22 protein-coding genes are annotated in these 23,419 nt (G+C 41.5%); 4 read left to right on the top strand and 18 right to left on the bottom strand.

The window, feature by feature from the left end:
• Positions 1-52: 52 nt before the first annotated feature.
• From gpAD87_RS08480 to gpAD87_RS08460, 5 genes are all read right to left on the bottom strand, one after another.
• Positions 53-379 carry an ArsR/SmtB family transcription factor gene (locus gpAD87_RS08480; RefSeq protein WP_064637482.1) on the bottom strand — a complete coding sequence of 109 codons (327 nt, stop codon included), beginning with the start codon at positions 377-379 and terminating at the stop codon, positions 53-55.
• A gap of 144 nt (positions 380-523) precedes the next feature.
• Positions 524-1,924: an FAD-dependent oxidoreductase gene (locus gpAD87_RS08475; RefSeq protein ID WP_064637480.1), complete on the bottom strand. Its 1,401-nt coding sequence runs from the start codon at positions 1,922-1,924 to the stop codon at positions 524-526.
• Positions 1,925-2,002: 78 nt separating this feature from the next.
• Entirely contained in the window at positions 2,003-2,449 is a 447-nt protein-coding gene (locus tag gpAD87_RS08470; protein WP_064640808.1) for a MarR family winged helix-turn-helix transcriptional regulator, read from the bottom strand.
• Positions 2,450-2,529: 80 nt separating this feature from the next.
• On the bottom strand, positions 2,530-3,150 hold the full coding sequence (locus gpAD87_RS08465) for an NAD(P)H-dependent oxidoreductase (RefSeq protein WP_064640807.1): 621 nt from the start codon (positions 3,148-3,150) through the stop codon (positions 2,530-2,532).
• Positions 3,151-3,169: 19 nt separating this feature from the next.
• The gene (locus tag gpAD87_RS08460; protein ID WP_064637479.1) at positions 3,170-4,267 is read right to left on the bottom strand and encodes a lipocalin-like domain-containing protein; all 1,098 of its coding nucleotides are present in this window, start codon (positions 4,265-4,267) and stop codon (positions 3,170-3,172) included.
• 124 nt (positions 4,268-4,391) lie between these two features.
• Between gpAD87_RS08460 and gpAD87_RS08455 the strand changes: the two genes are divergently transcribed.
• Positions 4,392-4,931, top strand: coding sequence for a TetR/AcrR family transcriptional regulator (locus gpAD87_RS08455; protein WP_064637477.1), 540 nt, complete (start codon positions 4,392-4,394; stop codon positions 4,929-4,931).
• Positions 4,932-5,175: 244 nt separating this feature from the next.
• Entirely contained in the window at positions 5,176-6,039 is an 864-nt protein-coding gene (locus tag gpAD87_RS32505; protein ID WP_231952475.1) for a cupredoxin domain-containing protein, read from the top strand.
• A 139-nt stretch (positions 6,040-6,178) separates the two neighbouring features.
• Here gpAD87_RS32505 and gpAD87_RS32500 read toward each other — a convergent pair whose 3' ends face one another.
• A complete protein-coding gene (locus gpAD87_RS32500; RefSeq protein WP_063562644.1) occupies positions 6,179-6,304 on the bottom strand; it encodes a hypothetical protein in 126 nt (41 codons plus the stop codon).
• A 203-nt stretch (positions 6,305-6,507) separates the two neighbouring features.
• Between gpAD87_RS32500 and gpAD87_RS08440 the strand changes: the two genes are divergently transcribed.
• On the top strand, positions 6,508-7,956 hold the full coding sequence (locus tag gpAD87_RS08440) for an amidohydrolase family protein (RefSeq protein ID WP_064637475.1): 1,449 nt from the start codon (positions 6,508-6,510) through the stop codon (positions 7,954-7,956).
• A gap of 209 nt (positions 7,957-8,165) precedes the next feature.
• Here the strand turns inward: gpAD87_RS08440 and gpAD87_RS08435 are convergent, their stop codons facing one another.
• From gpAD87_RS08435 to gpAD87_RS08400, 8 genes are all read right to left on the bottom strand, one after another.
• Positions 8,166-9,236, bottom strand: coding sequence for an ABC transporter substrate-binding protein (locus tag gpAD87_RS08435; protein ID WP_231952474.1), 1,071 nt, complete (start codon positions 9,234-9,236; stop codon positions 8,166-8,168).
• A 349-nt stretch (positions 9,237-9,585) separates the two neighbouring features.
• The gene (locus gpAD87_RS08430) at positions 9,586-10,170 is read right to left on the bottom strand and encodes a TIGR00730 family Rossman fold protein (RefSeq protein WP_064637470.1); all 585 of its coding nucleotides are present in this window, start codon (positions 10,168-10,170) and stop codon (positions 9,586-9,588) included.
• 6 nt (positions 10,171-10,176) lie between these two features.
• Positions 10,177-11,055 carry an RCC1 domain-containing protein gene (locus gpAD87_RS08425; RefSeq protein WP_064637468.1) on the bottom strand — a complete coding sequence of 293 codons (879 nt, stop codon included), beginning with the start codon at positions 11,053-11,055 and terminating at the stop codon, positions 10,177-10,179.
• Between the two features lie 153 nt (positions 11,056-11,208).
• Positions 11,209-12,561: an FAD-binding oxidoreductase gene (locus tag gpAD87_RS08420; protein WP_064637466.1), complete on the bottom strand. Its 1,353-nt coding sequence runs from the start codon at positions 12,559-12,561 to the stop codon at positions 11,209-11,211.
• 184 nt (positions 12,562-12,745) lie between these two features.
• Positions 12,746-14,797, bottom strand: a complete 2,052-nt coding sequence (locus gpAD87_RS08415; protein ID WP_064637464.1) for a serine hydrolase domain-containing protein — start codon at positions 14,795-14,797, stop codon at positions 12,746-12,748.
• 118 nt (positions 14,798-14,915) lie between these two features.
• The gene (locus tag gpAD87_RS08410) at positions 14,916-16,214 is read right to left on the bottom strand and encodes an ATP-binding protein (RefSeq protein WP_157258430.1); all 1,299 of its coding nucleotides are present in this window, start codon (positions 16,212-16,214) and stop codon (positions 14,916-14,918) included.
• A gap of 1 nt (position 16,215) precedes the next feature.
• On the bottom strand, positions 16,216-16,956 hold the full coding sequence (locus gpAD87_RS08405) for a LytR/AlgR family response regulator transcription factor (protein WP_064637462.1): 741 nt from the start codon (positions 16,954-16,956) through the stop codon (positions 16,216-16,218).
• Between the two features lie 315 nt (positions 16,957-17,271).
• A complete protein-coding gene (locus gpAD87_RS08400) occupies positions 17,272-17,682 on the bottom strand; it encodes an MAC/perforin domain-containing protein (RefSeq protein WP_197521387.1) in 411 nt (136 codons plus the stop codon).
• Between the two features lie 121 nt (positions 17,683-17,803).
• On the opposite strand from gpAD87_RS08400, the gene gpAD87_RS08395 reads away from it, so the two are divergent.
• Positions 17,804-18,247, top strand: a complete 444-nt coding sequence (locus tag gpAD87_RS08395) for a hypothetical protein (RefSeq protein ID WP_064637458.1) — start codon at positions 17,804-17,806, stop codon at positions 18,245-18,247.
• 430 nt (positions 18,248-18,677) lie between these two features.
• Here the strand turns inward: gpAD87_RS08395 and gpAD87_RS08390 are convergent, their stop codons facing one another.
• The 4 genes from gpAD87_RS08390 to gpAD87_RS08375 form a co-directional block, all read right to left on the bottom strand.
• On the bottom strand, positions 18,678-19,850 hold the full coding sequence (locus gpAD87_RS08390) for an MFS transporter (protein WP_064637456.1): 1,173 nt from the start codon (positions 19,848-19,850) through the stop codon (positions 18,678-18,680).
• 93 nt (positions 19,851-19,943) lie between these two features.
• Complete coding sequence (locus gpAD87_RS08385; protein WP_064637454.1) at positions 19,944-20,990, bottom strand: LLM class flavin-dependent oxidoreductase; 1,047 nt, start codon at positions 20,988-20,990, stop codon at positions 19,944-19,946.
• A 62-nt stretch (positions 20,991-21,052) separates the two neighbouring features.
• Complete coding sequence (locus tag gpAD87_RS08380; protein WP_082935040.1) at positions 21,053-21,334, bottom strand: ArsR/SmtB family transcription factor; 282 nt, start codon at positions 21,332-21,334, stop codon at positions 21,053-21,055.
• A gap of 668 nt (positions 21,335-22,002) precedes the next feature.
• Positions 22,003-23,307, bottom strand: a complete 1,305-nt coding sequence (locus gpAD87_RS08375; protein ID WP_064637452.1) for an alpha/beta hydrolase family protein — start codon at positions 23,305-23,307, stop codon at positions 22,003-22,005.
• Positions 23,308-23,419 lie beyond the last annotated feature (112 nt).

Genomic DNA, 23,419 nt, shown 5'->3' with positions numbered 1-23,419 from the left:
TTAATTACATTCACATAATCATATAACAATATACTTATATATTGCCCAAAAATTAATTACATACGGATGAAATATTCTCTTTATTTAAAGACTTAAGAATGGCTGCAGAATCTGGCATGAATTCCAACACAGATTTAATATAAGGTGTATCCTCTACATTCAAAGAGTAGTATACCCATTGTCCACGTTTATTCTCTTTGACCAAGCCTTGATCCTTTAACTTGCGTAAATGCTGACTGACCCCAGGTTGTGACATGTCCAGAATGTCTACAAACTCACACACACACCATTCACGTTCTTTGAGGAGTGTAAGTATCGTCAGACGAGTCTTATCCCCCAGCAATTTCAACTTTTCCGATGCTTCTTGAATAGAATCCATATCACTTACCTCCTTCTCTCTATATAAGTACATGCTTATATTATAATGCAAAAGTCTTATTGTCAATTTTAAATTCCAAATGAACCTGAAAGTATTGGTTTACAGTTGAACCAACACTTTCAGGTTAATCAGACCTATTCTATATTAATTGGAACAAGCTGAACTACAATCACTTGTTTTCTCGGCTACCTGTACTTTTGGACGATTTAGACTGCACACACCCGTTTCAGGTAGATCCAGTTCTACTTTTGTAGATGCATCCAGGTCACCTGCCAGAAAAGCTACCACCGAACGAACTTGTTCATATCCGGTAGCCATCAGGAAGGTTGGCGCACGTCCATAACTTTTCATCCCAACAATATACAATCCTTGTTCCATATGACGTAATTCCTTCTCCCCATGAGGACGAACAGTGCCGCAACTATGAACATTCGGATCAATTAACGGAGCAAGGGTTGCCACACTTTCTGTGGTCGGGTCGATACTCAGCCGTAGCTCCCTGAGGAAGGACAAGTCAGGCCGACTTCCGGCATTCACGATGATCTCATCAATATGTGCTATCACCTGTACCACACCATGTTGCTCTCCGCTTATGGTAATCTGCTTCCCTTCTTGCTTCAGTTCCTGAATATGGAACGGGGTAACAACAGTAATTTTTCCGGAATCCACCAGTTCATGAATACGATGTCCCAGTTCTCCTCGCGCTTCGAGCTGATCACTCGCTTCTCCGCCATATGCTTCCTCCACGTGATCTTTTCTCATAATCCAGGTCAGTGTCATACCGGATTTTAATTCTTGAAGCTTGGCAAGATCAAGTAATGTATTCAAGGCTGAGTGTCCGCTTCCTACTACTGCGATATGTCTATCTGTGTAGCGCTCTCGATCTACTCCAAACACATCCGGAATGCCATAGAATATATGGTTATGAAGAGCTTGTTCCCCAGGAGTCAACACGCCGCTGGCGAGTACAGGGTTAGCATGCCCCCAAGTTCCTGATGCATCAATGATAGCTCTTGCCTCATACAGCTTCGCCTCACCCTCTTCTTCAACGTAGATCATAAAGGGTTGTTTTTCTCGGCTCGCTGTTTTCATTTTATCTGTATTTTTGCGACTGATCCCCACAACACGTGAATTCAAATGAAGATTGGACTGAATCTCCGGAAGTTCTGCGAGCGGTAGCAAATACAGATCTCGAAGCTCATGCCCTGTCGGTAAATCATCTGGAGCAGGAGCAATCCATCCCTTCTTGGATAACAATCGTCCAGCCGCTTTATCTACGTTATACTGCCATGGTGAGAACAGACGAACATGGCCCCATTGGGAGATATTCTCACCTACTTTAGTCCCCGCCTCAAGAATAATAAACGATTGGCCCGCTTCAATCAGATGAGCTGCTGCAGCCAAACCAATAGGTCCTGCACCAATGATAACAACAGGTAAATGGGTTAACTCTCCTTGGTTTAAAGATTCCGAAGGGGAAACCTTCTTTTTCTCTATAGTAGGAGCACAGCAAGAATCAACTTGTTTGAATTCAACGTTTTTCATATCAATGTACCTCCAGTATGTTTAAATATACTTGCATTTTGCAAGTGTTTGAGCAATGTAACGGGGTAATGAAGCCCATTACCCCAGCGGTGTACAACACATTTTCGATTTTAGCATGCTCTCATTGAGCAGTTTAATGGATTGAATGACGGTCTCCTTTTCCGTATCCGTCATGAAAGAAAAAACCTCATCCAGATGAGTATTCATCCGATGATCTATAGCCGTTGTTACAAATTCTCCTTCGTCTGTCAAACTGAGAATGTATACTCTCCGATCCTCAGGCAGTGGTGTTTTTTGAACCAAATTTTTCTTAATCAGTGTCTGCACTTGACGACTGAAGGTTGTGATATCCATGGCGAGTGTTTCAGCAATTTGTTGCATGGACGGCTCATGTTGATGCTCAATTTCGTATAAAATATGGCTCTGAACCAGCGATATTTCATGCTCTCCAACCGTGCAACAATTTTTATCCAGTAAACCAAAACGACGGACCATGATTTGTAGTGGTTCCCTGGGATTTTGAATTTGAATATCTGACAACATGATCACCTCTTGGTCATCATTATAACTACATTACTTGCAATTTGCAAATAAATTTTGAGTTATCAACTAGAGCGCTGCAAAGCGCTTCTCTGTTTTTCTAATGCTTTCGTTCTAAGTTCTAGTGTACGACCATCCATACCAGCATAGTTATACCATTTCAACTTGTGAAACCCCATTTTCCGAAATGTACCACGAAATAGTATTTTAGTTATAGGATTACCAAATATCCATCTATAAAAGAACCCTGGAGTGGCCATTACCGTTAATAGCGATACTCCCTTAAGCTTTTTTAACTGGCTAACAAAGGGCCTACCTTTTTTAGGTTCCTCATAAATGATTCCTTTGGCAAACACTTTATCCAAAAAGCCTTTCGTTGATGCAGGCATCGCTTCCCACCATATTGGGAAAATAAACATTATGTGATCCGCTGCAAGCAATCTTTTTTGATAATCTTTTACCAGAGGATCGAGGGTTTTCTTTTGTCTCCACGCCGAGAGTTCTTCCCCTGACATCACAGGATTAAATCCATCTGCGTGCAAGTCAATGAGATCTACCATGTGTCCACTGGATTGAAGCCCTTTAGTAACTGAAGCCAATAATGCTGCTGAATAGCTTCTATGATGAGGAACATTCTCCGAAGCTGTTGCTGTGTAAGGATGGTCAAAAATAATAAGTACTTTCATATGAACTTGTCTCCTCTGGTTAATCATGAATAATAGCCTCTTTAATATTGCTAAAAAACATCTGCTCCCACAGACCTTCCTGCTGATACACCTCTTGCTTCCCATTCTCATTGACGGTCAACTTAACTGTCCCTATACTACGAACGTACGTTGGATTTATTTTCAAGACTTTTACAGCCACACGCATCGGTAAAGAAAGCTTCATGCCCTCCAATAAAGAACTTGCAACGATATCAGCTTCCCGATTGTACTCAATTTGATAAGAAGTATTATTGCCAGAGGACTGAATAAACTTTAATTGGTTATCCATGAATTTCTTTGTAAAGGGATGCTTAATCGTATCCGTTCGTTCTATCCTCGTGTACTCCTCACGATCTTCCAGAATCTCACCGTCTTTAGCAATCATGATGATAGGCATGCGCGTATAGCCATACTTTTTCTCCGCAATGATATCGCAAGATATCACGGTATACGGTCCAATATTTGCACTGCACCAGTACCAATGGTTGATGAGCTTGTTCATTTCTGCGTTTCCCCAATTATGATCGTGATATCCGTTACCAACTAATTCACGGCGTTGTCCATTTACAGTAAGTACGGCCTCCAGATCGGCAGAAGGCTGGGCAACGAACCATGCAAAGAAGTCCTTTTGTTTTTCTCCAAAAAATATATGTCCTGTTTTAGGTCTCCACATGGGCACGATAGATTTCATGGTACAGCGATATTCAATGTCATCGTCAACGAAATGGATTATATAATCCCCATTGGAGTGTTGGATACTACTTCTATCAATTTTCACATCACATGTTTCTTTGGAAGCCCGGATTGTACTACCCTTCTTTTCGGATATTTTTTTCGAAATGTTTCTACCATCCGGCATCGTCAGATCAAACCTTATTGTTGGGCATGCCTCACCTTTGAGGTCGAACTCATACTTCGTGTAGAACACGACCACAATCTTAGTTCCGTCTGTAAATTCGGCGTCAAAATACCACCACTCATAACTACCTGCTTGACCATCTGTTCTCATACCATCTTCCCAATTGGCAGGTTCTTTATTAATCCCTAATCTTTTGTAATCTTCATTGGTATGTGCTAAAGTCACTACCTTGTTCATCCTAAATTCCTCCGCATCCCATTAGTGTCACACTTGTGTAACTTGTTGGGTTCGATTATAATTGGATGTCTATAAAGCAGTCAATACGTGTGACAGAGGTTACACATTAGAGGTGATTTGTGACATGTCTACTCGCGTTAATCCTATTGCTCAACGATCAAAGAAATGGTTATGTGATGCTTTAATTGAACTTTTACAGGAAAAACCCTATAGCGCAATCACGATAACAGAGATGTGTGATAAAGCCGGTCTAGTAAGAAAAACCTTTTACCGCAACTTCACATCCAAGGAATCTGTACTCGTCGAAATCATTGATTTAATGTTTCAGGATTTTTTTGAATATATTAGTGATCAAAACTTAGGGCCTCATGAAATGCCCCTTGCCTATTTCACATTTTGGGAGAAACATAACGTTTTTCTGCACATTTTAATCGAAAATCAATTATTTGGACTTCTTAACGACCAATACGTTCTTTACTTGGAAGCGATGGAGCATATCATAGGTACTAAGCATGAGTACCATAGCGAAATAGAAAAAGATTATATGAGAACGATGGTGGCTGCGGGATTGTGGAGCATATTAAAAAAGTGGATAATACGCGGTTGTACGGAGTCAAAAGAAGAAATGGCCAAAATGACACTTGATTTTTTTGATATAGAGTGAAACTTATATTTAGGTTAGACCATACTCAAACTAAGAACTAAACATAGATTATAGAAAGAGATATCAACAAAATGTCAAATTATCTTCATACTATTACGACAATCCTTTGACTTGTCTGTGACAATAGTCACGTTCTTATGATAATTCTGATATATTAGTACGTGAGATGAATGATCTTGATCGTAATGTCAATGAGTAGAAAACTATGCATTATTACTGTAAAGATATTAGGAGGAATAAGATTGTGTTATTAGCGATTTTAAGTATAGTTATGGTCGTACTGTTTACAGCATTCATTGTTCTTAAAACGTATCAGCGAAAAGAAGAACTTACAGGTATGCCTGGCATGATGATCGCGATGACCATTGGAATGATGTCCAGCCTTGTACTTGGTGTACAATTAGGCATTTTGTTTCCACGTGATTTAACAGTCCCATCCATTGCCGCCATATTGTTCGGCCTAGGAGCCGGTTACTTCACAGGCAAACCTATCAGCAAATTGGCAACTTTGGATGGTATGTTGGCAGGAATCATGGGTGGCATGATGGGCGCAATGCTCGGGGTAATGATTGGTCCTTCCTATATCATGATGATATTTGTTGACATCCTATTCATTTTTATTTTGAGCGTTGCTCTTCAATTGTCGAATCAAGATACGGGTACTAGCGATAAAACAAATAAAAGCGGGATTGGTATACCGTTTATTGGAGGTATACTCACTGTAGCTTTTGGAATTGTAGCTGTGGGTGCAACGTTATTTTACCAATTTCAACCGAATGATACATCGGCAATTAAATCACAAGAATCACAGAGTGAGCAAGCTAATTCTGTTCAAGAAAATTCAGGATATCAGATTGTTTCCGTCGACGTAAAATCAGATGGTTTTAGTCAAGAAAATATTAAAGTAAAAGCTGGCGTTCCGACGAAAATAAATTTTATAAAACATTCAGGTTATACATGTATAAGAAGCGTTCAGTCTAAAGATTTAGGAATAGATGTGTATCTTGAAAAAGGAGACAACTTCATTACCCTAAAAGATCTGAAACCTGGAACGTACAACTTCAATTGTGGCATGTACATGTATTATGGAACGATCACCGTAGTATAAGCGAGAAATGTAGGATCATAATAGGGAACTTTATGTCAGTTACTCATGACACAAAGTTCCCTATTTAAATTGCTTTTGTTGACCTTTACATAACAAAAAAAACCGCCAGCGAAAGCCAGCGGAAATTCTAAGCTTAATATTAAACTAAGAATGCTTTGGAGATGATAACCAACAGAATAAACAATACCAGAATTGCACCAACGGACGTGAAGCCACCGTATCCTCCACCAAGTCCGCCTACATTTCCATATCCAACTTCGCTCATGTTTCTTCCCCCTCTTTTGTGGTATGTGTTAGATTATTCAGGATTTGTTAATTTGACAAGGCTAAAAATAAAAAAGGCTACTGCTTCCTCTTCCCTTTCAACCGTAAGATTTTTGTAAGAATGAATTAATAAAAAATCAGGATTCACACTCTAGAATGAAGATATATTGGTTGATATCATTCATATCTATGAGGAGGACAATAATGAGTTTAACGAGAGAATTAGGCAGCTTCAAGAAGTACATAGTAGGGTTCATGGCATTATGGATTGTGTTAGCATGCGCTACAGATACCGGTTATGCAAGCATTGAACCTGCGACAAGGCAGACGTTAGTGCTTGAGCATGCGACGATTGTAGATGTAAGGTCCGGAAAGTTAGGCAGCGATCAGACCATTATCATTAAGGATAACAAGATCAGTTACATTGGAAGTAGCAGTCAAACGGCCATTCCCGATTACGCGCAAGTACGGAATGCTAAGGGCCAATACATCATTCCCGGTCTGTGGGACATGCATGTCCATCTGGAAGATAACTATAAAGACGCTTTTCCTCTCTTTCTGGCTAATGGTGTAACCGGAGTAAGGGAGATGGGCGCGGCGCTGACAAACGTCGATATATGGAAAACGAGTATTCAAGCCGGGATGCCTGCACCACGTCTATTCTATGCAGGTTCAACTCTAAATGGAGGTCCTGCTGACGAAGCCCCACACATGTTCTACCTGAGCACAGAGGAACAAGCGCGGGAAGCTGTACGTCTCAATGTGGCAAAAGGCGCGGATCATATCAAAGTGTACTCTTGGTTGCCGCGTCCTCTGTTTCTAGCAGTCATGGATGAAGCCCAAAAATACGGTTTGCCAGTTGTCGGTCATTTGCCGGTAGAGGTTCGAGCCAGCGAAGCCGTTCAGCTAGGATTTAAGAGCATAGAGCACCTACACGGGTTGTTTATTGCCACTTCGAGCATCGAGGATGAACTTTTCAAACATTCCGATATGAGTGATTTGCTTGGTTATTCGCTCGCAGAGGTCGAGGCTTCCCAATCTTATGATTCAGTAAAGGCTCACAAGCTGTTCCGCAAATTCAAAGAAAAAGGTGTCTGGCCTGTACCCACCATGGTTACCTATTTGAATATGGCCAAAACCGAAATCGATCCGCGGTCCAAATACGTACCGACGGCCGTGCAGAAGCAATGGGCCGAAGTGATTCGCGCAACCCCTCCCGAACAAACGGAATTAATGGAGGCCATCAATTCCCTAACGCCGGGCATGGTCAAAAAGTTAAATGATGCCGGCGTGCCTATGCTTGCAGGCACCGATTCCAGTTACGAAATGACTAACTTTATATACGGCATTTCCTTGCACGATGAACTTGAATTGCTAGTTAAAAGCGGCCTCACCCCACTTCAGGCCTTGCAGTCAGCAACGTTGAATCCGGCACGATATTTGGAAAGAGAGCAGGAACTGGGCACCGTAGAAAAAGGGAAACTTGCTGATCTCGTACTTCTTGATAAGAATCCGTTAGAGGATATCCGAAATACGACAAGCATCTCCGCCGTTGTCTTGGATGGAAAACTGATGGAAAAACAAACTTTGGACCATGCAGTTCAAACCTATCCCGTGATAAAAGTCGCCGATATGAAAGATGAAACGCAATAATCAGGGTCATCTGCCAATAAAAATATCCTTCATTAATCATTAATGCGGACAAGCCCTTCTCTTCCTGAATATGAAGAGGAAGGGCCTTATCCTGTTTCGATACTTTGATCATATTAAAATGAAAACGACAGCCCAGTAAATTACTGTTCTGCCGTTAAAATAAACATGATATTTATCGGATCATGGTAATCAAGCAAGCGCATGTGCCCTTACAAGTTCAGATCATCTGCAAGTGCTTCAACTCCTGTGAAGATAGAATCGCCGTAACCCCAGAAGTTGTTGAAATCGATAACGTAAATTTTCTTGTTTTTAATCGCGTTAATACTTTGCAATTGCTTGTTGGCTAGCAGCTTTTCAATCGTTTGTTCTGGATCAATACCGCCGGCATATTTTGAAATAATCATGGCATCTGGATTGATCTCGATTAGCTTCTCCAAACTGAGGGCGCCTTCTTCGTTAATCAGCATATTATGCATATTGATTAATGACATTGCACTTTCAATAAATGTGTCTCCATTTCCGTTGTACACTCCAATGGTTCCATCACCATTATCAAAGAAAGATGCATAATTGATCGTTTCAGCGCTTGCTCGAGCCGATAACGCTTTCTCACGTGCTTTGAGCTGATCGATATATGCCGCTGCATTCGTTTGTACGTTAAATATTTTACCTAGCTCAGTGATATCCTGATATAGATTATCTAATTTTGCGTCAGTAACACTGGTACTTTGTACAAATGTTTTGATATTCATCTCATTCAGACTGTTTACAGTGCCAACGCCCCAATCAGCATCTTCAAACAATCCCCCACGCCCCATAACCAGATCAGGTGAAGCACCTATGGTCACTTCTTTACCTACATAACCTTCAGATAACACAGGAATTTTTTTGAAATCCTCAGCAATATCATCAGGTACATTGCCAAACAACGCCGCTACGCCAACAATCTTGTCAGTCAAACCAAGACGAATCAATAACTCTGCTGCACCTTGTGTATTGGCAACTACTCGTTCAGGTGCCTTATCAAAGGTTTGTTCCTTTGCCACCCAGGTGCCGTTTTCAGTTGTATAGTTTGCCACAACAAATGGGTATGTTGTTTGAGCTGCGCTTGAAGCATCTGCATCCGTTTTCCCATCATCTGTTGAAGCATTCGTAGCGCTATCCGTCACTGCCTCCTGTGAGCTAGTGTTTGCATTTTTGCTGATGCCATTACTACTGGAGCAAGCTGCAAGCACAAAAACAAGTGCAGTAATTAAACAAAGGATTGCTCCTTTTTTCACTCGTAAAAACATTCAAAATCTCTCCCTTTTCCTTTTTGGCCATTATGTATCATAGTCATTGTCAGTATACAGCAAATGTCGAACCGCGTAAATGAGAATGATAACTATTATCATATAAAGAAGTTGCGATTTATAGATCGCCACATTCCATTGGTGAAATAAATTTCCACGACAGATTAACTATCCATTCCCTCGAGATCTTCCGTTTCTAGTAACAAATCCCGATAAAACAAAAAAAGCCGCTACAATAGCGACTTTCAATGGAGCCCTAACCGATTGTGCCAGTCGGAACGTGCCGTCTTCGAACCTTCTACTCATCCGTTCGTTACATTGCCGCTGATGTTAAACATTAATTGTATTGACGGATATCAGGCGGTACATAAGTACTTATAAAAGTGTTAATTTCGTCTAAAGAATCTGTAACAAGTATCTTTTGTCTATCTGTTTTCGTTAAGAAACCTTCTTCGACCATTTTGTCATAGAATTGGCCAATCAGATCATAATATCCGTTCACATTGTAGAAGATGCATGGATTGACATGCTGCCCAATTCTCCCCCACGAAATGACCTCTGTAATTTCTTCAAGTGTCCCTGGTCCACCTGGAATTGCAATATAGCAGTCTGCAAGTTCAATCATTTTAGCTTTTCTCTCATGCATATTAGACACAATAATGATTTTGTTAAGCTGCTCATGGGCCAGTTCTCTCGCTTGCAAAAAGGTAGGTATAACCCCAGTAACAATGCCACTACGTTGAATCACAGTATCCGCGAGCACTCCCATTAATCCTGCTTTTCCGCCACCATAGACTAGTTCATGTTCCTGGTCAACAATCCAGTTACCTATCTGAACGGCAGCTTTCTCGTAAATGACATTGTTACCTTTACTTGCACCACAATATACCGCAATCCGTTTCAATTCAATTCCCCCGTCCATAGTAAATTAGCCGCGCCAACTGCTTACATCACATTGACCATATTCATTATCACCCACAGCAACCACCGTTCCGTCTGATTTAATACCAATAGTATGAGCACAACCCGCAGCTACCGCCACAATATCACACCAGCCCCCTACATTGCACTGTTCATGCTTATTCAACCCCACAGCCACAACCGTACCGTCCGATTTAAGGCCAATGGTATGATTACTTCCTACCGCTATCGCCGTAATATCACCCCAGTCGCTTGTATCGCATTGGCCATGTTTATTCCTACCCACGGCAACCGCCTTACCGTCCGATGTAAGCCCCACGGTATGAAGATACCCTGCTGCTACTTCCACAATGTCGCTCCAGTCGCTTACTTCACATTGGCCATACTGATTATTGCCCACAATCGTCACCGTTCCGTCTGATTTAAGTCCGACGGTATGCCAGTCACCCGCCGCTACCGCCACCATATCACGCCAGCTGCTTACATCGCATTCGCCTTCATTATTTCGTCCCACTGCAATCACTGTGCCGTCCGATTTAAGACCAACGGTACGACGCCACCCCGCAGCAATTGCTACAATATCGTGCCAGTCGTTTACTTCGCATTGATCGTGTATATTCCAACCCACAGCCACTACAGTGCCCCGAGACGTTAGGCCGATGGTATGCGCATTACCCGTGTTCGTCGCCATATGAACATTACCAGCAGCTACCGCCACTATATCTCGCCAACCGTTTACATCACATTGTCCAACTTTATGATCACCCACTGCCGTCACCGTTCCGTCCGATCTAAGACCAATGGTATGACGTCGCCCCGCCGCTATGGCGGTATATTTAGGGCGCTTCACCTTTAATGCCGCTTCAATCGACGAAGTGTAATCCATCTTTTACCTCCTTGAAATAAATTGCCTGAACCCCGTTGCAGTATGAATATTATTTTTTTACATCTTACTCTACAATAAATAGTAAATACAACGATTAGAAAGGTCAAAAAAACCGTTAACTCTTTTCAGAATTAACGGTTTGGAAATCGTACCCTATTTTAATTTAGCCGGTGGAATACTTTGCGGGTTATTAAACACATTTTTCGGATCATATTTCGCTTTTACTTTTCTCAATCTGGCATAGTTCTTGCCATAATAGGTCGGCCCTGGATTTTTAATACCTTGGTCTGGTACGTTAATGTAGGACCCTACAATATAAGGTTGCAATTTCTTTCTCGTGTTCCGAGTCAAAGCAATATTTTTAGCTGCACGCGATGGCTTCACCCATGAGCTGTTCCATTCCACATAAAATTCAGCTTTTCGCCAATAAAACGCAGTGGCTTGAGGAGCGATTCGACTTATAGCTCCGCCCCAGTTAAGGAAATAGAAACCTGCTGGTGTACCTCCCTCTGCATTTTCCAGAAACTCACGCATGACTTTGAAGGCTTTATCCGGGAATGGCTGTCTGCCAAAGCCACTGGAAAACTGGTTGCTGTACCTTTGAGTGAGCACAGGATCGGGGGCTAGCAAAAACTTCGTGGCTGCCCTGTATGGCAGGTACAGAATGCTTTTTTTGGTAGGCGTTCCTACGCTAAGAATGGGTTCCAACTGACGGAGGGCTTCACTCTTCGAACCGAGGTATACCCCTAGCATGCTAACATTCCCGCCTTTTTTGGGACCAACACTTAATTCACTTCCCAGCTTGGTACTGGCATTAGGCGCCCATACTTGCCATTTCTTCACGACTTTTTCGAACTGATCCCATGGCCATGTGATACTAAATACAGTAGCTTTGGCTGGAGAGCGCCGCACCTTGAATTTATATTTAGTGTATACACCGAAGTTACCCCCTCCGCCGCCACGTGTAGCCCACAGAAGATCGGAATTTTGCTTTTTGTTCGCCCGAATAATCCGCCCTTTAGCGTCGACCATTTCGAGCTCGATTAGATTATCACAGATGAGACCCGTTGTCCTTTGCAGTGGACCAATTCCTCCACCAGGTGTTATTCCACCAATCCCAACCGTTGGACTGTCACCAAATGGGGCCATATATCCTTGTCGAGCCAACGTATCCACGATTCTTCCTACCCGATTACCTGTCTCCACGACGGCCGTTCCGCTTTTTTTGTTTAACTTGATTCTCTTCATTTCGCTAACGTCGATGACAATACCACCATTGACTTGTGAAAGGTTGGGCTCTAAGGCGTGTCTCCCACTTCTCGGCCGAATAGGGACCTTATTTTGGCGCGCCCATCTTATGGCATTGGCTACATCCTGTGTTTTTTGAGCAAACACAAAAACTTTAGGGAATCTGTCCGTATGCGGATCCCAGTTCTTCCGAGCCACTTCATATCCAGGATCGCCTTTAAATACCACTCGCCCTGTAAGCTTAACTTTTGAAATCACGTATCTATCCAACTCCTTAGTTATGAAAACACATAATTTTCATTAACAAATTAGGCTGATTCCATATAACCTATGAAGGAGAATCATGTTGTGTTTGGGCTTATAAAAAAAGAAAAATATCGGATCCCGAGCAACTTACGCTCTGATCCGATATTTTCGAATGAAATCATTTTTTCTTATGCAATCACTTTAGTTGAATCTTGAAGACATCTCCCGCTTCACCACCAAAGACGATAAAACCACCTTTGGGAAGCAGCGTTGATGGTTGATTCGTTGCTTTCGAAAATTGAACCACTTCACCTTTAGCGTTATATACCGCATAACCTCCTCTCTTTGGAGAATCAACCGTTAACGTTTTGTTCGCCGAGCGGGAATCGATGGCATACCACCGAGCTTGACCGTTTGACGGGATGGTGGTGATGCCTGTTTTGCCACCGAAGATTGGTTTAATGGCCTCCTCTGCAATATACTCCTGTCCATCCTGAATTAAGTACTCCGCTTCGTTCTTCGTACGGAAATGCAGATCGAAAGCATCTCTTCCGTTCATCACAGGAATCTGGGCAACATTCTCTGCATTATCCGGATCTACAATTTGGGTGCCATTCGCATAACCGTTCTCCACATCTACGGTCAGGTTTTTGATCAGCATCGATGGCACCAGATAGAAGATCGACGTTATCTTTTCATCCAGCGCGTAATATTTCGAGCCGTTTCTGGCCTTCCATTTCTCTTTCGATGCTGTATCTAGCGAATTATTTTCTAATTTTTGATAATCATATGTGTTCATCACCGTTTGGCCTAATCCGGGCAAGGTTATATTCGCCTGAACTTTAAAATACACCTTGTCGTTGCTTTCTTTCTCGAAGCTGACCTTCACACTTCCGTCGTTACTCGTAAATTCCCCTTCACCTGTGTACACGTAATTCTGCTCTGGGATAAGTCCTCCCTGCATAGCCGGAAGTGCGATCTCGCCATTCTTAACCTCTATATCAAGGGTTGTACCTACCGTACCATAGAGGCCTGAATACGCCGTCAATTCCGAAGGCATCTTCGTTTTGACAGGTGATGAGAATGTTTGATCAGGCTCTATTTCGTCGATGATGCCTTGATCCTGAAGAACCTCCAGCAGAACTTTAGTAGCAAACATCTGATTATAAATAGAAGACCCACCCGAAGAAAGGACGGCCATCGATATATCATGTTCAGGTATAGTGATTAGCGATGCATGATACATCATGGTGTCTCCACCTTTGGAAAGTGCAGTAATGCCATAATCGCTGAACGGTGCAAGTGCTACAGCATCCCATCCTAGTCCATAGTTGAAGGTATTTCTCTCTTCGGACACCCATATTCCTTGACGATATTCATGTTTTTGCATGGATTCTGCTGCTGATTTGGACAGAATATCCGGTTTGTTTCCTATCAACATTTCAGCGAACTTGCTTAATTCTTCTGCAGTCGAGTAGACTCCACCCGCACCGATGATATTGGCATTTTCAACAGGCAGTTTTGTTTCAAACGAAGGCCAATATGTTTCGGATAATTGGTTTTTATCAAAAGAATCAAGTGGTGTCTTGGTTGCTTGCAGCTGTAACGGATCACTTATGAACTTGGCAATAAATTCGCTATAGCTCAATCCACTCACCCGTTCAACCAATATCTCAAGCAACTGAAAGCCATCATTGCAATAGACGGAATAGGCTCCCGGGTTTGATTTTAATTTCTCTGACTTAAGTTTGAGTAGTAATTCATCATGATTGCGGGTATCCGTATCGTCAAATAACATACTGTTGCCATAATGGGTACCATAGAGCCCGGAAGAATGGTTCATGAGCATTCGCGGGGTTATTTGGGTATACCGGGCATCTGCCATTTCAAAATCTTTAATATAGGATGTGAGGGGCTGATCCAGATCCACTTTTCCGGAATCCACCAGCATCATGGTGGCAGCCGTGACAACCATTTTGCTAACAGAGCCTATTCCAAACATCGTATCCTTATCGACAGGTGTCTTGGATGCTTTGTCCTGGAATCCAACACTGTCGGATAAAATGATCTTCCCTTCATCCATGATCGCATATTGTAAACCTGTGACACCATAGTTCTGCACCATCTCTGTGGCGAGTCGCCCAGCCTGATCCTCAATCGCCCCCATCTTGTTCGTCTCTGCCCTGACATCTGTCAGCGGAATGACTACAAGTACAGCCGTACATAACATACTGATTAGTTTCTTCATAATAATATCTTCCTCCCTTATGATACTGCTCATATGATTGCATTCATCATATCGGGGAATAAGCATATATAACGATAACGAGCCCTGAATGGAAAAAAACAATCCCCGAACGGTATGTTCAGAGACTGTCCATGTCAAAAGGAAGCACAACCATGTTATTAAATGTCCGATGATGATTCTCGATACTCATATGTCCGCCATACTTGTCGCACATCCTCGATATATTCGTTAAGCCGATCCCATGAAACTCGGGATTGGACTTCTCACTCTTGAAGTGAGCCAATTTTTGTTCCACATGATTTAAAATCTGGATTACAAGTGTAGACGCCGTGGAGTGAATTGCAATCAGGATATACCTGTCTTCGGCATGTTTAACTTTCTTGGAAGCTTCGATGGCGTTATCCAACATATTGCCGAGCACAACGCACAGATCATAACGATCGATATGGAGATGTTGTGAATGGAGTTGAATACGGGTGTCGACTTTGATCCCATTTGCCTGCCCCACGGCGATGGTATTCGTAACAAGGGCATCGATAACAAGATTGCCGGAGTTCACCCGCTGGTACGCTCCTTCAATCTTATTCAACGTGAGTTTAATATGCTCACCTGCGGCATCAAGCTTGTTTTGCTTGATACACTCTTCAATGTACAGGAACTGCTGATTGGTATCATGGATGATGCTTTTCACGTTTTTGAAACTGTGCACTGTCTTCTCATAGTTGGCGTCCTGATAGTCCATCTGACGCTGTAGTTGAACATTTTCATGTGCGAGCTGAACCTTTTCTACCATATTATCGAATAGATAAACAATGAATACATTAAGAAAAAGGGAGCCTAACACGGAAACGACATAATATATGTTTTTTTCACTATAAGTTGAGGCCACATTGATCTGATAGATCGTAATGGTAGGTACAATCAGAAACAAGAAATAATAACGATAATGCATAGCGAAACTTCTCCGTTTGGCAATCAAACGCACAATCTGGATCACAATGAACATGATACCGCAACCAAGCAGCATCACTTTGGAGAACACCCAGTGATAATCCACGTTGAAATGATCCCATATGCTGTAATCCGTGGAATCAATCGCACTCATAATATATACTGCAATGTAATTTACCGTTGTGAGCAGTACTGCATAGAGGATGGTAAATGCAATTTTTTTGATGAATTCCACCTCATAGGATTGTGCCAGGCTGAAGATGAATAACAATGCAAAAGCGGACGAAACGACAGGTGAAAATGAAGATACCAAATAGAAATACCCCAGTACAACAAATACAATGAAATAGATCGCTCTGTATGGCTTTCGTCTGGACTTGCCCAGCACGGAATTGAAGTAAAAATTCACCTGGAATGCCATAAGTAAAGGAACGACGAAGACGGACAAGAGTACATACATATCCATATCACTGAATCCTCATGATCATATATTTGGTATAGGCATCCTTGACTTCCTTGACTTTGGAGCGCCCTATAGGTAATTCCGTACCATTTAACATGACGACTTGGGTACCCACAAACTTCTGGACATGCATCAGGTTGATGATAATTGAGCGATGAATTTGCAAGAAACCATGGTCTTTCAAAGCGGCAGCATAACCGGATAGGATGCCTTTGCTCTCATGCGAGTTTTCCTGAGTCACAAATTTTAATTTGTTCTTGATCGTCAAACTCTTCATAACCTCAATCCAGAGAATATCATCGTATTTCAATAGCAGCTCTTCATAATCTGACTTAATCAGTACATACTTTTTGTCCAGCGCTTTAAAATATTGGCACAGCTTAATCATCTTCTCCTCGAAGATATCCGGCAGGATTGGTTTGATTAGATATTGAAAAGTTACCACATCAAAGCTCTCCACCATATACTCCGGATAGCTTGTCAGAAACATGATTTGCACATCCAGATACTTCATATTCCTGATTTCTTTGGCTGTCTGGATTCCGTTCATTCCGCTCATCTCCACATCCATGATGAGGATATGAAACGTGTCTCCAACGTTTTTATAATGTGAGACGAGTTGCTCACCGGATGCAAATAATGTAATTTGAAAATCAATATTCGTTTTTAGAGATAAGGAGATAAGCATCGTTTTTACAAGTTCTCTTTGGTTCTCCTCGTCATCACAGATTGCAACATTGAACATGTTTGAACATCCGCCTTTCATCGACATCGATGCTGAATTTCACTCTCAAATATACTATTTTATCACAGGTTTAAGAGCGAGATTCGGATGAAACGCATGATTCAGACCCTAAAGCGCAACAAAGCCGATCAATTTTATCCATTGATCGGCTTTTCTTGATATCTATTCCTACTCCATTCAAGCTCAATGCTCAAATAACTTATGCTTCCAATTCACCCATCTGCAAACGCACATTCCCGTCAAATATACAATTCGAGTTAGAGGAAGTTTAAATTATCATTTAAATGAAATCTTTAAAGTCAAAGAAGCCAACCACTAGCCGGAAGCCGACGCACTCATAACTCCCACTAATGCTTTTCCTGATAACTCTGCTTTAATGGACCGATGTTCTTCAGCAGATTTGCTTTCAATTTCCAAAATCTCGTAGTATTCCCCGCCATTGATAAGTCCATACACAAAATGACTTCCATACTGATTTAAATAATCACGGTTATTTGTAACGTATAACAGTTGCGCATTATCGCTCATTTTAATTTGTGTAAGATCCAATAGTGTCAGTTGATTTTGTACGTGAACTTTGACTAATACATAAACGGAATAGGTGTTTTGTTTAAAAGACTTCACCATGCTGATCTTGGCGGACCCAGTACCTAAATTAGCGTAAGACATTGATGCACTAGCAGAAATTCCTAATTGTTCTGATAAACTAACGGTACTACTTAGCAATTCAATACTATATTGTACTTTTTGCCCGCTTTCCTGTACGACTGGGCGATCCTTAGTATTTTAGTGAATATAATGTTGTAAGGTAGGAAATAATTGTTGGTATAGAAAGGGCGGGAATAATATGTTTAAAAAAATTTATTTAATAGCCTTTGCAGTGACTATTGTTTCAGGAGTGGCATTAATATCGAATTCAAAAGCAGACACCTATCCAGAAATGGAAACCGTAAATAAGACAGTTGAGAATCCTGTTAACACTAATTTTTCAACAAATAACGTTAAATCCGTAGAATCCGTAGAATCAAAACTCGCAAAAGGGTATTTTAGTCAACTATATACACCTCATGGCATGTTCTTGCGAGCAGATGAACAAAGTATCTTTAAGGAATCTGAGATAGCAAGAAAGTTAGATCAAATCGGACCTAATACGAATCAACTAATTTTTGAAGGCGAATTTTTTAAAAAAGTAGATGAAGCAGAATTTCTTAAAAATCATCCCAATTCGTTGCTCTTAAATAAAACCTTAAATGATGAAAACTCGACTGATACTGATGTTCCATCAAGTTAATCAAAATAGTGTGACTCCAGTGAAGTGAATGTTTCGACTTCCGGCCCCTGTTGTTCCCATATATTCACGGTAGAAATCCGGTGACAAAAGCGGACGCTATCGCTCCTACAGTACCAAACTTCTCCTCCGTCTCTCTTCCCTTATAAAATATTTTCAAATTCAATCTGTATAGCTATATTTAAAGCTCCATTTCAGTCACGTCCATATTTATTTTCTTACGTTAACCTGCCCGTTAGCTGAACAAAAGCAGCCGATCACATTGATCAGCTGCTTTCTTGGTATTATTGAGCTATCGTTTCCCGTTAGTTGAATATTGAAGATGGCTGTCGATTTCAATAAAAAGTAGCATCTTGGCCCTAGCATAGATATACTCTAACTATGAAATTATCGCTTGGTTCAAATCGCCAGTACCTCAGACTTTTGGTTTAAATTATTCTTTAACCCTAATATCAGATTTTTTTCGCATAGATAAAGATAATACTGCTGGAATGACTCCAAGCGCAACACCGATGGCCCCAATAAAACCAACGGCTTGAAGCGATATGTTTTCCACTACCATACCCCCAATTACGGCACCAGCAGCCATCCCCAATTGTAAGATTGAAGTGTTCAAGCTCAAGACGATTCCCGAGGCTTTTGGTGCCATGGCAATCAAATATACCTGTTGGACAGGACCTGTTGACCAGGCAAAAAAGGACCACAACATAAGTAAAGGAAACACGAGGTACACGGAAGTATGGGCGAATCCTGTGATTAAAAGCAAGATTCCGGAATGGAAAAGCAAGCCGCCAATCATTGTACGAGGGATACCCCATTTGTCTGCACTATAGCCGCCAACTTGGGAACCAAGAAGACTGGCAATACCGAATGCAAAGAGCCCAACACTAATCATTCGGTCACTCATTCCAGTAATGTTCAGAAGGAATGGGGAGATATACGTGTAAACGATTGTATAACCCATTATCCAGAAAAATCCAATAGATAAGGCGATAGCGATTCGAGGCGTTTTAAGCAGGGATAGCTGTTCACGTAGGGGTACAGGAGTGTCTCCCTTAGACTTGGGAATTGTCAATAGAAGAACAAACATTGCGATTAAGCTGAGCACGCCGATCCCCGTGAAAATGAGCTTCCAATCATATGAACCAGCAATCACTCTTCCCAGTGGAACACCAAGAATAAGCGCAAGGTTAAAGCCTAAAAGAACTGTAGCAATTGCACTTCCTTGCTTGCCCTGTTGAGCGGTGTTGGCAGCTACGGTCAGGGCCACCACCATAAATACACCCGTGCCAACAGCCAGTATAATTCTAGCTCCTAGCAGCATAGAGAAGCCAGTTGTTAAAATCGTGACTAGATTTCCTATGAAAAATAGCGTCAAAGCAGCCAGCATGAGCTTTCTTCGATCCATTTTTGCAGTCATTGCGATCAAAATTGGAGTGCCTATTGCGTAAGCAAGTGAATAGACAGTGATGAGTTGACCAGCTGCTGCCAGTGTCACCCCGGTATCGCCTGCTACCCTATCCAATATACCTGAGATTACAAATTCAGATGTTCCTACCAAAAAACTGACCATGGCCAGAACATAAATTTTCCAAGAATCTCTCATGATAAAATCCCTCACATTCATTTCTTCAGTTTTAGAACTGTCGAACTAAAGTTTAATATTGAGCTGTACATTATTGGCTTACATACAGTCCTCTTATTTGCTTGCTAGCTCCTTATGAACAATGGGTGCAACTTTTGTCCCGAGAAACTCGATCGTCCGCAGCAATTCCAAATGAGACAGTGAACTGAAATCAACGTACATAAGGAAACGGGTCAAACTTAATTTCTCTTGTGCAAGCAGAATCTTCTCCGCCACATATTCTGGATCTCCAACATATAGAGCACCACGCAGGTTGCAAGCTTCTTTGAACGTGTCGCGAGTGTAAGGTGCCCACCCTCGTTCTCGTCCAATCTTATTCATCTGTTCAGCCATAACGGGAAAGTAATTTTTAGCGGCTATTTCAAACGACTCCGCAATAAAACCATGGGAATGGGATGCAATCTGTAACTTGCTGGGATCATGTCCAGCTTTCTTGGCAGCTGCCTTATATAGCTCCACCAATGGTGCAAAACGTTCTGGCATTCCACCGATAATCGAGAAGATAACAGGAAGTCCTAACTTACCAGCTCGAACCGCCGACTCAGGACTGCCGCCAGTGGCTATCCATACTGGCAATGGGTCCTGCTCAGCACGGGGATATACGCCCATATTATTTATAGCTGGACGATGTCCACCACTCCATTGCACCTTTTCATTAGCTCGTATTTTTAATAATAGTTCAAGTTTCTCTTCGTACAACTCTTCATAGTCGTTTAAGTCATATCCAAATAGTGGAAACGATTCAACAAAAGAGCCACGTCCAGCCATGATCTCGGCTCGCCCTTTAGATAGAACGTCCAGTGTTGCGAAATCCTGATATACACGGACAGGATCATCCGAAGAGAGCACTGTTACAGCGCTAGATAGCCGAATCCGCTTAGTTGTAGATGCTGCAGTCGCAAGAATGACCGCCGGTGATGAGCTTGTATAGTCGATTCGATGATGTTCTCCAATAGCATATACATCGAGCCCAACCTGATCAGCCAATTGAATTTCCTCGATCGCTTGTCGTAGCCTCTCGGCCGGGGATACACCACCATGTTCTGGATTTGTATGGAGAAAGGTGGTGATTCCCAGTTCCATGATTGACTTTTCTTTCATTCTCATTCGCTCCTTTTTCAGTTCTTCACTTCTAGAAATGTCGAAATGATATTTAAAAAAATTTACGCCAGCAAATAAGGCGCAAATTTCTCTGCCACTTCCTGATTAACACTATAGTGGACAAATGATCCACTTTTAGATGAATTGATTAAGCCAGAGTCGGTTAATTGCTTCAGGTGGTGTGACAATGTTGAACCAGCAACGGTTTTTAGTCGTTCACCAATAGCTGTAAAACATTGATTACTCTCTTTGGCTAACATCACTGCGATTTTTAAACGTGTGGGTTCGCCTAAAGCTTTGTATACTTTGACCGCCTGAACCATTTCCAATTCGTTTTCAGCCACTGGAAAATAATCTCCTTTCTAAGCGTTATTCCACATTTCTATAAGTGTAGAAGTGATTATAGCACCCTATTGTTGAAATGTAAAGAGACTACATTATCGCTTAACCTGCCTGAAGAACAGATAGTGGGCCGTCGCCATGCTAACGCTCGTTAGCTTAACGAAAAGAAAGCTGACTTGATTATATGGCTGTATCTGTATCATAAGCGTACTAATGGGGATTCACGGCACTTCATGCTTACAATTTCGGCTTATGGCAAACTTATGCTTACAATTACATTTAAAATATCACGAAAACACCAAAATTCTAAGCATTTTCTGACATACTTATGGATAAAATCTGATCCCTTTATGGGTTAAGTCTCATGTAGTACGACTTAACACATAAGTTTGCCATTTGGTAAACTCATGCTTCCAATACGTGATGAGCACTTCAGTATGAACTTGGTATCTTCACAAACAAATGGATAACTCAACGAAAAATGAACAGTCTACAAACCTACAGACTTCTCATTGATTATTAAACTAACGTTACTCGTTAGTTTAATAATCAAGTATATAAAGATTACACTGCTTCCTATCGCTCCATCTTTGTCCTTCGCATAATTCATCTCGTGTTCACAATTGTTTTACTTGCCCACATTACTTAAATTCATTAACTCGACAGATACTTAATACGTCGCTTTTGGAGCAAACTGACCTTGATTCTTTAGCACAGAGTCAAAAAAACGAAGGATAAGTTCATTTTGAGTTTCAATCGCATAATACTTATCGATATCTGCTTTTCCACCTTGCAACAGGTCCGCCAATATAGGAGAGAATAAAGGTAGATCAGTCAAACTTAAATGTTTTGCGCCTTTAAAATGAACGGTGTATGCTCCTTTAAAATTTTCATTTGAAATTTTATTCGCGATATAAGAAGAGCTGCTGTCCAGCTGTACCCATACATCATCCGAATAAATGTTAAGAAGCGGAATTGTGTAAGCTTCGGATTTTACAGATAGTTCGTTCGCAGCTTCATCATACGAAAGTTCGCTAAAGAACGGAGCATCTATATTTACCACTGCGTCAATGTCATCGCGTTCTCTGCCCAGTGCTACGCTTGCCGCTCCACCCATAGAATGACCGAACACGCCTATTTTCTGTATATCGATTCTCTCATATACAGGATCTTTATTTTGCACTGCTTGTTCTAGAATAGTATCCATGACAAAATCCATATCATCAGTTCGCAATGTTATCCATTTTTGAGTAAGCTCAAAATACTCACCAAGCGAATAAAAACCTGCTTTATTTGCATTATTGACTTCTTGCATATACTCGGGGTTAACTGTCGCAATCTTTCTATCCTTGGAAATGGTATAAAAAGAATGATAAGGATGATCAATGGAAACGACGACATAACCGTGGCTCGCAAGTTCTGTAAAGGTAGAAGTGTTGCTTGCTTTAATACCGAATGCTCCATGGGAGAACACAAGCAAAGGATAGGTTCCGTCTGCCTTTTCAGGGTACCAAAATTCTACGTTAACAAACCGATTGTTTTCTCGATCCGTAAATTCTTCAATACGATTCATGTCCACATAGCTGTAAATGGCGGTGGCCACTGCATATGGACCTGTCACTTGCGGCAATTTATACTGTGGAAAAAGTAAAACCGGAACAAGAGTGACAACGATAGTCAGTGCTAGCAAAAGGAATTTTAAAATCGTAGAATAAACTTTGTAACCCGGAGTATGTGTTTGTTTGCGCAGGAGTGCAACCATTTCTTTGAAAGCTAATATAGAGAGCAAGCCTGCAAACAGCCCCCAAGTGTACTCCCATACGACGATTTTCCCTAAGATCAGCATTATGAATACTATAAATGTTGTGATTCTCATCCAACTCTTTATCTTGCTTTGGCTTTGCTTGGTTGCAATGGAATAAACGGCAATTGCAAGCTCAAAAACCAACATAACAATAAGTATTAAAATCTCCATAAGTCTTCTCTCCTCCTCCAACTTTTTATGAGTTCATCATAAGAAATGGTAGAGGATGTGTATACGCATAAACGATAAGCTGTAGCTGAGGGCCACTAAGTTGTAAAAAACA

Origin of the sequence: Paenibacillus sp. AD87 (assembly GCF_001659845.1) — a bacterium.
In the GTDB taxonomy this organism is placed as follows: Bacteria; Bacillota; Bacilli; order Paenibacillales; family Paenibacillaceae; genus Paenibacillus; species Paenibacillus marchantiae.
This window is presented reverse-complemented; position numbering and strand designations above follow the sequence as displayed.

Coding starts and splice junctions, on each gene's coding strand:
- gpAD87_RS08465 (WP_064640807.1), bottom strand. CDS start 3,150: ATGAAAGTACTTATTATTTTTGACCATCCTTACACAGCAACAGCTTCG.
- gpAD87_RS08425 (WP_064637468.1), bottom strand. CDS start 11,055: ATGGATTACACTTCGTCGATTGAAGCGGCATTAAAGGTGAAGCGCCCT.
- gpAD87_RS08430 (WP_064637470.1), bottom strand. CDS start 10,170: ATGGACGGGGGAATTGAATTGAAACGGATTGCGGTATATTGTGGTGCA.
- gpAD87_RS08405 (WP_064637462.1), bottom strand. CDS start 16,956: ATGTTCAATGTTGCAATCTGTGATGACGAGGAGAACCAAAGAGAACTT.
- gpAD87_RS08415 (WP_064637464.1), bottom strand. CDS start 14,797: ATGAAGAAACTAATCAGTATGTTATGTACGGCTGTACTTGTAGTCATT.
- gpAD87_RS08375 (WP_064637452.1), bottom strand. CDS start 23,307: ATGGAGATTTTAATACTTATTGTTATGTTGGTTTTTGAGCTTGCAATT.
- gpAD87_RS08410 (WP_157258430.1), bottom strand. CDS start 16,214: ATGGATATGTATGTACTCTTGTCCGTCTTCGTCGTTCCTTTACTTATG.
- gpAD87_RS08460 (WP_064637479.1), bottom strand. CDS start 4,267: ATGAACAAGGTAGTGACTTTAGCACATACCAATGAAGATTACAAAAGA.
- gpAD87_RS08480 (WP_064637482.1), bottom strand. CDS start 379: ATGGATTCTATTCAAGAAGCATCGGAAAAGTTGAAATTGCTGGGGGAT.
- gpAD87_RS08440 (WP_064637475.1), top strand. CDS start 6,508: ATGAGTTTAACGAGAGAATTAGGCAGCTTCAAGAAGTACATAGTAGGG.
- gpAD87_RS32500 (WP_063562644.1), bottom strand. CDS start 6,304: ATGAGCGAAGTTGGATATGGAAATGTAGGCGGACTTGGTGGAGGATAC.
- gpAD87_RS08390 (WP_064637456.1), bottom strand. CDS start 19,850: ATGAGAGATTCTTGGAAAATTTATGTTCTGGCCATGGTCAGTTTTTTG.
- gpAD87_RS08455 (WP_064637477.1), top strand. CDS start 4,392: ATGTCTACTCGCGTTAATCCTATTGCTCAACGATCAAAGAAATGGTTA.
- gpAD87_RS08385 (WP_064637454.1), bottom strand. CDS start 20,990: ATGAAAGAAAAGTCAATCATGGAACTGGGAATCACCACCTTTCTCCAT.
- gpAD87_RS08475 (WP_064637480.1), bottom strand. CDS start 1,924: ATGAAAAACGTTGAATTCAAACAAGTTGATTCTTGCTGTGCTCCTACT.
- gpAD87_RS08395 (WP_064637458.1), top strand. CDS start 17,804: ATGTTTAAAAAAATTTATTTAATAGCCTTTGCAGTGACTATTGTTTCA.